The organism is Subdoligranulum sp. APC924/74, from assembly GCF_003324125.1.
Classification (GTDB): domain Bacteria; phylum Bacillota; class Clostridia; order Oscillospirales; family Ruminococcaceae; genus Gemmiger; species Gemmiger qucibialis.
In genome coordinates, this window is record NZ_PSQF01000091.1 from 1 (window position 1) to 10,442 (window position 10,442).

The window sequence follows — 10,442 nt, forward strand, 5'->3', positions numbered from 1 at the left end:
TACCGCAACCCGACATTATCGAGCATTTTGGCAACGCAGATGCCGTGCCGCAGCCGCCGGAGCGGTGCTTAAGCCGTAAGGCGAGAATTGTGCGGTGTTGCCTTAACCTTTGACAGCACCAACCATCGTGCCCTGGACAAAGTATTTCTGGATGAACGGATATACGCAGATGATAGGCACAGCGGCGAAGATGATGCAGGCAGCTTTCAGAACTTCGGGATTCGTCATAGCAACGGTGGAAACACCCTCGGACTGGAAACTTTCACTCGCGGCAACAATCAGGTAATACAGTTTGAGCTGCAGCGGGCGCAGCGAGACATTCTGTTTAATGTAGTACAGCGCATCGGAGTAGGCATTCCAACGGCCAACTGCATAGAACAGGGCGATGGTTGCCATGATGGGTTTGGACAGCGGCACAACGATCTTTGCCAGAATGGTGAAGTGGGAAGCACCGTCCAGGCGGGCGGACTCGATCAGGCTTTCGGGGATAGAACCCTGGAAGTTGTTCTTCATGATCAACAGGTTGTACGGTGCAAAGCACAGCGGCAAAATCAGGCACCAGATGGTATCCAGCATGTGCAGCTGGTTCATCAGCAGGTAGTCAGGGATCGTACCGGCGGTAAAGTACATCGTGAACATGATCATAAAGGTGAACACCTTGCGGCCATGGAATTCCGGGCGGGTCAGCGCATAGGAGGCACAAACCGTAAGAAACATACCGATTGCTGTAAACACAACGGTAACCAGGGCGGTGACCCACAAGGACTGCATAATGGTGGGGTCATGGAACACCTTATTGTAAGCATCCAGATTGATGCCGGCATCACTCATTGGCAGCAGAATCACGCGGTTTGCAACAACGTAAGCATTATCGGACAAAGACTTTGCCAAAATATGGATGAAAGGCAGGATACAGGTCAAAGATGCTGCACCGACGATCACGAAGCAGAAGATGTCGATGATCAGGTCAATCACGCGGGCCTTGGTCCAAGGCTTTTTGCGCTTTTCAACAGCAGGTGCTGTGGCAGTGGTCATATCTATCTTCCCTCCTTACAGCAGGCCATCCTCGCCAAGTTTTTTGGCGACACGGTCGGATGCGATAACCAGAATCACGCCGATCACGGACTGGAACAGGCCAAGCGCTGTGGATTCGCTGAATTTGTTGCCCTGGAACCATTTGTAAACCAGAACCGGGATGGTGGTGGTGAATTCGGTTGCCTTGGCATTGGACAAAGCAACGATACGTTCGAAGCTGCCGCCCATCAGTTTGCCAAGCTGCATGATCAGCATGACCACGATGGTGGAGCGGATGCAAGGCAACGTAACATGCAGGCATTGCTGCCAGCGATTGGCACCATCGACCTTAGCAGCCTCGTACAATTCAGAATTGACGTTCGTGATGGCGGCTAAGTAAATGATGGTTCCCCAGCCCATGGTCTGCCAAACGCCGATCAGCACATAGCTGAACAGCCACCAGCCATCTTCCTGCAGGAACGGAATGGGGCTTTTGCCCGCATTGGCAATCAGCGCATTGACAACGCCGGACTGCGTTGCAAACATCTGGTAAGCAACAGCGCCAATGACGACCCAGGACAAGAAGTGCGGCAGATAAAGCAGCGTCTGGGTCGTGCGCTTGAACCATTTGACGCGGATCTCATTCAGCAGCAGCGCCAGGATAATGGGCATCGGGAAGCTGAAGATCAGATCCAGCACGTTCAGCAGCAGCGTATTGACAACGGCTTTGGTGAAATCACGGTGCTTAAAAACTTTCTCGAAGATCTTTAAGCCAACAAACTTGCTGCCCGCGTAACCTTTGCCTATCTTATAATCCAGGAACGCTACAGACAAGCCCGTGTAGGCGAAGTACTTGAAAACGATGATGAACACCATTGGCAGCAACATCAGTGCGTACAGCTGCCAGTCCCGCTTTAAGTAGTACAATGGCCCCTTTTTAACGAGCCCCGGTACTTCCGATTGTGCAGTGGACTTTTGCGGTTTTGCCATACTGGGTCGCTCCTCCTTTTTCCATGTGGTTTGATACAAAAACCTGAGCCGTTTTGCATTTGCACCAGTTTTTTTTCTCTTTCGTTGTTTCTATTATGCACTTTGTTGCAACCATTTTCTCACTACTTTTCTTCAATTGCTATGCAAAAACGCTCAAGAATTTCAATTTAGAGCATTCATATTCCCTGTATATTGAGAAAACACGCTTATTTATTTGGATTATTATCGTAATGCTGCACCTTGTTTCCTGTATATCACTTGCTTTTATGGTCGTTTCAGCTATATCATATTTCTAACAAGGCGTTTTTGCACATGATTAGTAGAATAAAACAAAAACCCAAGCAGATTTTTTCATGGTACAATAGAGACAGCATAGAAACCAACAAAGGCAAGGAGGCTTCCGCCATGGGCCGCCACAGCAAAACGGTAATTGAATACCGGAGTTATGAGTTTCCGCCCCACTTCCCTCTCCAGGTCATTGCCGGTGAGGAATGGCGCATTTCAGATGTGCCATCCGGTGTGCTGCATTTTCATAACTGCCTGGAAATCGGCATTTGTGAAAGTGACAGTGGGAAAATGAACTTTTCCGGGAAGGTTGTCCCCTTCAAAGCCGGGGATATTACCTTTGTTGCCGGGGATGTTCCGCACACAACGTGGTCTGACCCAGGCTGTGCCAGCAAATGGAGTTATATTTTTACCGATGCAGAGGAGCTGCTGCGCCCCTTTTTTGACCCCGCAGCCCTGCCAAACAGCCGCCTGCTGGCCCAGGTACTGCATGGCTGGAGCGGCATTTTTTCCTCTGCCGACCACCCCGCGCTGGCAAATTATGTCAAGATGATCCTGCAGGAAATGCAAACACGTTCCCTGAACTATGAGATCAGCGTGCGCGGACTGTTTGTTGCCCTGATTACCGAAGTCATGCGGCTTTCCACCGAGCAAAATGATTCTGCCTCAGCAAACCGCATGGTCATTGCACCTGCATTGACCTATATTGATGAATTCTATATGGAGAATTTCAGCATCCGCGACCTTGCCGATGCGTGCAGCATGAGCGAATCCCATTTTCGCAGGGTGTTCCGGGAGCTTGTCGGCATGGGGCCGCTGGACTACCTGAACCGGACGCGCATTGCAAAAGCTTGCAGCCTTTTGCGCATGACCGATGATTCGATCCTGACCATCAGTGAAAAAGTCGGCTTTGGCTCCATGTCCAGCTTCAACCGCCATTTTTATGAGGTGATGGGCACCGCCCCATCGGACTGGCGGCGGGCCACAGGCACCGGCATTGGTACTTCTATCTTGAAATACAGCGGCTGGCTGCGCCCGCCAACCCCATAACTCCCGAAACAAAAAGGGAAGCCGTTCTCTGCAAACGGCTTCCCTTTCAAATTATCGATTGCGGCTTATTTGCTGATTCTGTCGATCGCTTCCAGTTCCTCTGCCGTAAAGCTCGTGTTCTGCACTGCTTTGATGTTATCCAGGATCTGGCTGGTTTTCGATGCACCGATCAGCACGGTCGTAATCTCATCATGGCTCAGCAGCCAGGCCAGGGCCATTTCAGCCAGCGTCTGTCCGCGGGCCTGGGCAATATCGTTCAGGGCATTGATCTGAGCGATTTTTTCCGGCGTAATATCCTTTTCTTTCAAAAATCGCCCGTCTGTGCGTACCCGGCTGTCAGCCGGAATCCCCTGCAGATATCGGTTGGTCAACAGTCCTTGTGCCAGCGGACTGAAGGTGATAATTCCCTTATGCAACCGAGCAGCCATCGCTTTCAGGCCGTTATTTTCAATCGTGCGGTCAAAAATCGAGTAGCGGTTCTGATTGATGATAAACGGCACATGCAGTTCGTCCAAAATCGCAGTGGCTTTTTCCAGCGTGGGGCCGTCATAGTTGGATAGGCCGACATACAGCGCCTTGCCGCTGCGCACCGCCTGGGCCAGCGCACCCATTGTTTCTTCCAACGGGGTGTTAGGATCCATGCGGTGGTGGTAAAAAATATCCACATAGTCCAGCCCCATGCGGCGCAGGCTTTGATCCAGGCTGGCCAGCAGGTATTTGCGGCTGCCCCAGTTGCCGTAAGGGCCGTCCCACATTTCATAGCCTGCTTTGGTGGAAATAATCAGCTCATCGCGGTAAACGCCAAGGTCATCGTGTAGGATCCGGCCAAAATTGCGCTCGGCAGCACCCGGTTCTGGGCCATAGTTATTGGCAAGGTCAAAGTGGGTAATGCCGTTATCAAACGCCGTACGGCAGAGCGCACGCATGTTCTCATACGGGGAGGTATCGCCAAAATTATGCCACAGCCCCAGCGAAACAGCGGGCAGCAGCAGGCCGCTGTTTCCGCAGCGGCGGGTTGGCAGGGTGTTGTAACGGTTTTGTGCAGCCTGGTACATAAATATCTGCCTCCTTACAAGGATTATTGAATTTTTTTAAGGTCAACTGCACTTTCCGTACAGTCCTCCAGTGTTGTAACTTCGCTCGCCCACGCTTCGCTTTTATCCGCATAGCGCACGGTGCTGTCCTGCACGGTCAGCTGTTTCACACTGCGGGCATACAATGCGGGGATCGCATGGGAGTACACATGCCGCACCGATGGCTGTTCATCAAACAAGCCTCCCGGCTGGGTTCCCTGTCGCTTAAAAGTCATGTGCAGGTCCCGGATGCGGATATCCCGCAGGCAGCTTTCCGGCTCACCGGCCAGGAACGCACAGCTTTCGCAGGTAATGGACAGGTTATCGAATGTAACGTTCCGGATGGTTCCTGTCTTTGTCCGGCTGTTTTTCCTGGGGGTCGCACTGATGAAAATCGGTTCGCCCTTTCCCCACCAGCCCGGTGCACCCGGCTCGGCATAGCGGTCTGCATAGCGCAGGGTGGATCCGGTCAGGTGGTGAATATGGATATCCTCCACCGTTCCTCCATCGCGTACCCAGATACCCACCGCACGGGAGCAGCGGTCAATAATGCAGTCGCTTAAAGTTACGTTGCGGATCGTTCCGTGGGTCTCGGTGCCAATTTTCAAGGCGGAATCGCGGGAATGCAGCACGCAGTTCGTGATGGTGATATTCTCACACACACCATACCGGCGCGACATGGGGCCGGTGGATTTTACCACAATGGCGTCATCACCCGTTGAGACAATGCAGTTGGCAATTACCACATTGCGGCAGCAGTCCGGGTCAATGCCGTCGTTATTGGCTCCGCGGTCATCGTTCAGGATTTTTATTCCGTCAATGCGCACATTCTGGCAGCCTGCCATATGCAGTGTCCAAAAAGCGGCATCTTTCAGCGTTACATCGCGCACGGTAAAGTTTTCCACATCTTCAAACAGCATCATGCGCGGGCGGAACGCTTCGCAGGTTTTGGGGCATTCATGGAAACCGTTATCTTCGTTTTTGTCCAAAAACACCTGGTCGCCCTGGCCGTAAATCGTACCCATACCGCTGATGGTCACATTTTTGGCGTGGGATGCACCCAAAAAGAAGCCGCTCTGCCAGCCATCGGCAGTATCGTCAGGGTTCACGCCGTTTCCCCCTTGGGGGAACGGTTTGATATCTACAGGGTCCAGGCTGCTGATAAGGACCGCGTCGCTTTCCAGGTAAAGTTCCACATTATCTTTCAGCAATACCGACCCACTCAGATACTGCCCGGCCGGGATGATGACGCGCCCGCCGCCTGCCGCCGAGGCCGTATCCACAGCGTTTTGGATAGCAGTTGCGCAGTTTGTCCTTCCGTCCGCCACCGCACCGCAGGAAAGAATGTTGTATTCCATTGTTCTGCTCCTTCCGGCAGGAACTCTGCCTAAATTGTGCCCATCATAACACAGTTTTTATTGTCTGTAAACTTCAATTATCACAAAGAATCCGTGCATTATACAAGTTGCATTTTCCCGGCTGGGCGGCTTACAATAAAATAAATAAGTCGTATTGGGGGTAGGCAAATGCCGTCAGAAAGCCTTACATGGCAGCTTTGTCCCGTGGTTCGCGCATCATTCCATGCTGTGCTGCACAGTGGAATCGATGCGGTATCTCTTGCTGCTGCCATGCAGGAATTTTCCCAAACCGTTGAGGGGCTGCGCCAAGCACACCAGCTGCTGACAGCTTCGCTGTTTCGGTATCAGGCGCACTTGTTCCTGTACCTTGAATCTGTCGGCACAGCGCTTGCGCCGGATGGGTTGTCGCCCCTGCTGGATGCACTGCTTTGCCCATGGCCCGCTGCCGTGGGCGAAGCCCTGCCCCGCCGCTGGGTAGCAATGCAGCCGTATTTTTACCACGATATCCCCACCACTGCCGGTGATTGGCTGCGTGAGCGCCATTCCGGTGCACAGCATGGGCGCATTGCCGTTTTGAAACCGGATAAATGGTGCAGCTACATGGAGTACCATCTAAAGCTGGTGAGCGAGGGCTTGCTGGAGGGGGATCGCTGGCATCTGATCAGTGTACAGGAAAACCTGCTGTTTTCTTATCTGGAAGAACCGCGTACCCATGTAAATATCCGCCACCAACCCGGTGTACCAAGCGCCGAGCTGCAAGAATGGCTTGCTGTTGACCCAGAAAGTCACTTTGAGCATTTTGCCAAAGAACAGCAGGGGCCGGATGCTCCAAATTTTGTTTATCTCCCCCGCTGTGCAGGTACCCACGAATAGGAGGTTTGCACAATGATCCGTATCGGCTGCCGTGCCCATGACTACGGCAAACATACCTCCGTCCAACTAGCGCACATTCTGCACACTGCCGGGTATACTGGTGCGCAGCTGGCAATGCCGCGGGCGATTGAAGGCATTGAAGATTTTGCATCGGTCACAGATGCACAGCTTTCCGCAATTTTTCAGGCATTTGATGCCGAGGATATCGAAATCACCGTATTAAGCTGCTACATGGATTTGAGCGCGCCCGATGAGCCCGCCCGTCTTGCCGGGGTAGAAAATGTGAAGCGCTGCCTGAGGTACGCAAAGCAGGTGGGTGCCAGAATGGTTGGCAGCGAGACTTCCTGGACCGCCTTGTCCGATGAAGAAAAAGCCCTGCGCCGCCCGCTGATGCTGGACAGCCTGCAGCGCATTGCTGAAGAAGCTGTGCGGCTGGACGCAGTTTTTGGCGTGGAGCCGGTGGCGATCCACCCCTTGTGCAGCCCGGAAATTTTGGCCGAGCTATTGCAGGCCTTGGATGCCCCGAATAATATAAAGGTCATTTTTGACCCGGTAAATCTGTTTACCACAAAGGATGCCCAGAATGCAGCCTTCCAGGCAGAGCATTGGAAAAGCTGGCTGGCGGTCATTGGCAAGCAGCTGGGCGCGATGCACTGTAAAGATTGCCGCATTGAACCCGATGGCACCAAAACGCTGGTCGGCCTTGGCAAGGGGCAGATGGACTATGCCCCCATTCTGGACTGGCTGGCCCAATACGCACCCGAAACACCGCTGATCCGGGATGAAGTTATCCTGGAATGCGCCCCCGCAGATATAAAAATTTTGCATCAGATGCAGCAAAGCATTGAAGAGAAACGCATGAAATAAAAGGAGCAACGAAAATGGCAAACCTGATTTTTGATAAGGTGCAGATCGAAGCAACAATTGATAAGATCGTTGACCGCACCATGCGCATGGATATGACCTGGGATTGGCCCTGCGGCGTGGCGTATTACGGCATCTGTGAGGCTTACGAAGTTACGAAAAATGAACGTTATTTGCAGCTGGTCAAGGACCGCGTGGATGAATATATTGAGCTGGGCCTGCCCCGCTGGACGGTCAATACCTGTTCGATGGGACATTGTCTGATCACGCTGTACCAGCACACCGGCGACGAGAAGTATCTGAACATTGCCAAGAGCAAGGTGGAGTATCTGGAAAAAGAAGCCCTGCGCTTTGGCGACCATGTTTTACAGCACACGGTCTCCGTCAACAATGATTTTCCGGAGCAGGCATGGGCCGATACCCTGTTTATGGCAGGCTTTTTCCTTCTGCGCATGGGTGTGCTGCTGAAAGATGAACAGCTGATTGATGACGCGCTGAACCAGTATTACTGGCATATCAAATATTTGCAGGACCCTGAAAGCGGGCTGTACTACCACGGCTATAACAATATTACCGGGGACCACATGTCCGGCATCAAGTGGGGCCGCGCCAATGCCTGGGCCGCGTATACCATGTCTCAGGTGGGCATTCGCCTGCCGCAGTGCTACCTGTACCCCAAGTTTTTGGATGTTGTCGGCAGCCTGAACGACCAGCTTGCCGCACTTAAGCTTTACCAGACCGAAAACGGCCTGTGGCGCACCATTGTGGACGATGAAACTTCTTATGAGGAAGTCAGCGCCAGCGCCGGCATCGCTGCCGCCATGATCGCCAAGGGCAACCCGCTGCACATCAAGTACATCAATAAATCTATCCCCGGTATGCTGGCAAACGTCAGCCCGGATGGCCGCGTGCTGAATGTTTCCGGCGGCACCGCGGTTATGAAAGATGCCGACGGTTACCGCAGCATCAGCCGCGACTGGATTCAGGGCTGGGGCCAGGGATTGGCGCTTGCGTTCTTCGCGGGTGTGCTGAACTATGACAATGTCCGTTCTGACGGTGCGCTGTAAAAACTTGTTCCTATAATGAAATCCCGGTATGGTACACAGTTCGTACCATACCGGGATTTCTGCTTATTCAGCTGCGCTGTGGATATTCTGCAAGGTCAGCTCATCATACAAGGCCAGACGGATGCTCGCATCCTGCGGTAAAGTGCAATCCCTCAAGGTCACATCATGAATGGTATGCCCTGGTGTACGGAACCCTTCAATTTCGATGGGATTCACCATGATCGCATCGCCGTTCCAGATACCCTGAGAGTGCAGGACACAATTTCTTTTTTGGTTATCTCAGAGCTTGGCGTAATAGGAATGCTCCGGCTGCAAACCGGCCAGCATCCAGTGGGTTCATCACAGCCATCCGTTCATCATCCACGAAGAGATGATATTCAGCCTCTGCCCCCGCGGTATCGGGCTTATCCCAATACAATTCAGCGGTATCTGCTATTGTCTGCGCCGCAAAATAAAGTTCTTGGGCAATACCGCATAATTCTAAGTGCCGATACGGCGAGCGAGGTGCGGCAGATGCTAAGCCAAAAGCGCAGATAATACTGGATGTCTTATCGAGCATTTTGGCAACGCAGATGCCGTGCCGCAGCCGCCGGAGCGGTGCTTAAGCCGTTAGGCGGGAATTGTGCGGTGTTGCCCTTACATTTGGGCACATCTCATCTGTTTTGCGCACAAACATTCTCTGCCACCTGCAGTTCGGTACACATCAGCAGGAAAGCACCAACACCGTGCAGGTCATTTGTGACGCAGGGACGGTCACAGTAGAACTGATAGTTGCCAACACCAGTTCCGATGCAGACATGACCGATCTGGATATCCTCACCCTGCCATTCCAGGCTGTTCACAACGCCGTCAAAGGCACGTTTTGCAGCATCAATCGCCTCAGCGCTCATCAGTCCGGTGCGGGCAGCGCGAGCCAGCGCCGCGGCATATAGGCAAGAGCAGGAATTTTCCAACCAGTTACCGGGCTGATCGCCTTTGTTCACAACCTGATACCAGCGGCCATCCGCACTCTGATAGCGCAAGAGGCTGGTCAGCAGGTCGCGCACATACAGTTCCAAAGCGGCGCGGCGTTCATCATCCGGGTCCATCTGTTCCAGCACATCCTGAATGGCCACCGGCACCCAGCCAATGCTGCGGCCCCAGAATTCCGGTGCAAGCCCGGTTTCGGGGTTGCACCAATCCGCTTTGCGGCTCTCGTCCCAGGCGTGATACCACAGCCCGGTCTTGGCATCGCGAGTGTGCTCCCGCATCAGGCGAATCTCGTTGACAACCAAATCCGTCCATTCCGGACGGTCAAAGCGGCGGGCATACTCCGCAATGAACGGGCAGGCCATATACAAGCCGTCCAGCCACATCTGGTTCGACGAGCCGCAGGTGTGCCAGAAACCGCCGCACTGGCAGCGTGGAATATCCTGCACCTGGGCGGCAACGCTTTCGATACAGCGGCGGTAGAATTCATCCCCAGTTGCATCGTACAGGGTGTACAGCAAAATGCCGGCCTGGATATCGTCAAGGTCAGCGCGCTTGTACTGTTTAACTTTTCCGCTTTCGTCAAAAACGGCGTGGACCCAGCTTGCGGCATAGTCCAGGTACTTCTGTTCCCCGGTCAGCTGCCAGGTTTTCAGCACCCCGGAAAGAAAAACGCCCTGGTGATAATAGAAATGGCCTTTCGGCGGCAGGTCGGCAGCAGCAAACTTGCGCATCATTGTATCGCAGGCGGCGCGGGCATAAAACAGTGTTGTTTCCATTTTTTGTCCTTTTTGATGTACGTACAATTACTCCGTATACCTGAGGCAATACCGCATAATTCTAAGTGCCGATACGGCGAGCGAGGTGCGGCAGATGCCAAGCCAAAAGCGCAGATAATA

General features: G+C 53.1%; 10 protein-coding genes. 4 read left to right on the forward strand and 6 right to left on the reverse strand.

The genetic code is table 11. From position 1 onward, the window contains the following. Window positions 1–102: 102 nt before the first annotated feature. Window positions 103–1,035 carry a carbohydrate ABC transporter permease gene (locus C4885_RS13675; protein ID WP_114000869.1) on the reverse strand — a complete coding sequence of 311 codons (933 nt, stop codon included), beginning with the start codon at window positions 1,033–1,035 and terminating at the stop codon, window positions 103–105. A 15-nt stretch (window positions 1,036–1,050) separates the two neighbouring features. Beyond that, window positions 1,051–2,004 carry a sugar ABC transporter permease gene (locus tag C4885_RS13680; protein ID WP_114000870.1) on the reverse strand — a complete coding sequence of 318 codons (954 nt, stop codon included), beginning with the start codon at window positions 2,002–2,004 and terminating at the stop codon, window positions 1,051–1,053. A 405-nt stretch (window positions 2,005–2,409) separates the two neighbouring features. On the opposite strand from C4885_RS13680, the gene C4885_RS13685 reads away from it, so the two are divergent. After that, window positions 2,410–3,339, forward strand: a complete 930-nt coding sequence (locus C4885_RS13685; protein WP_158538907.1) for an AraC family transcriptional regulator — start codon at window positions 2,410–2,412, stop codon at window positions 3,337–3,339. A gap of 65 nt (window positions 3,340–3,404) precedes the next feature. Here the strand turns inward: C4885_RS13685 and C4885_RS13690 are convergent, their stop codons facing one another. Both C4885_RS13690 and C4885_RS13695 read right to left on the reverse strand, forming a co-directional pair. After that, complete coding sequence (locus tag C4885_RS13690) at window positions 3,405–4,394, reverse strand: aldo/keto reductase (protein WP_114000872.1); 990 nt, start codon at window positions 4,392–4,394, stop codon at window positions 3,405–3,407. Between the two features lie 23 nt (window positions 4,395–4,417). Beyond that, entirely contained in the window at window positions 4,418–5,770 is a 1,353-nt protein-coding gene (locus C4885_RS13695) for a glycoside hydrolase family 28 protein (RefSeq protein WP_114000873.1), read from the reverse strand. Between the two features lie 168 nt (window positions 5,771–5,938). Between C4885_RS13695 and C4885_RS13700 the strand changes: the two genes are divergently transcribed. From C4885_RS13700 to C4885_RS13710, 3 genes are read left to right on the forward strand one after another with little or no spacing between them, the layout of a single operon-like run. Then, window positions 5,939–6,643 (forward strand): hypothetical protein, encoded by a 705-nt coding sequence (locus C4885_RS13700; protein ID WP_147237845.1) that lies wholly within the window; start codon window positions 5,939–5,941, stop codon window positions 6,641–6,643. A gap of 12 nt (window positions 6,644–6,655) precedes the next feature. Further along, complete coding sequence (locus C4885_RS13705; RefSeq protein WP_114000875.1) at window positions 6,656–7,510, forward strand: sugar phosphate isomerase/epimerase; 855 nt, start codon at window positions 6,656–6,658, stop codon at window positions 7,508–7,510. Window positions 7,511–7,524: 14 nt separating this feature from the next. After that, a complete protein-coding gene (locus C4885_RS13710) occupies window positions 7,525–8,574 on the forward strand; it encodes a glycoside hydrolase family 88 protein (protein WP_114000876.1) in 1,050 nt (349 codons plus the stop codon). Between the two features lie 63 nt (window positions 8,575–8,637). Here C4885_RS13710 and C4885_RS16535 read toward each other — a convergent pair whose 3' ends face one another. Both C4885_RS16535 and C4885_RS13715 read right to left on the reverse strand, forming a co-directional pair. Beyond that, window positions 8,638–8,793: a hypothetical protein gene (locus C4885_RS16535; RefSeq protein WP_158538908.1), complete on the reverse strand. Its 156-nt coding sequence runs from the start codon at window positions 8,791–8,793 to the stop codon at window positions 8,638–8,640. A gap of 434 nt (window positions 8,794–9,227) precedes the next feature. After that, window positions 9,228–10,322 (reverse strand): glycoside hydrolase family 105 protein, encoded by a 1,095-nt coding sequence (locus C4885_RS13715; protein ID WP_114000877.1) that lies wholly within the window; start codon window positions 10,320–10,322, stop codon window positions 9,228–9,230. Between the last annotated feature and the right edge of the window lie 120 nt (window positions 10,323–10,442).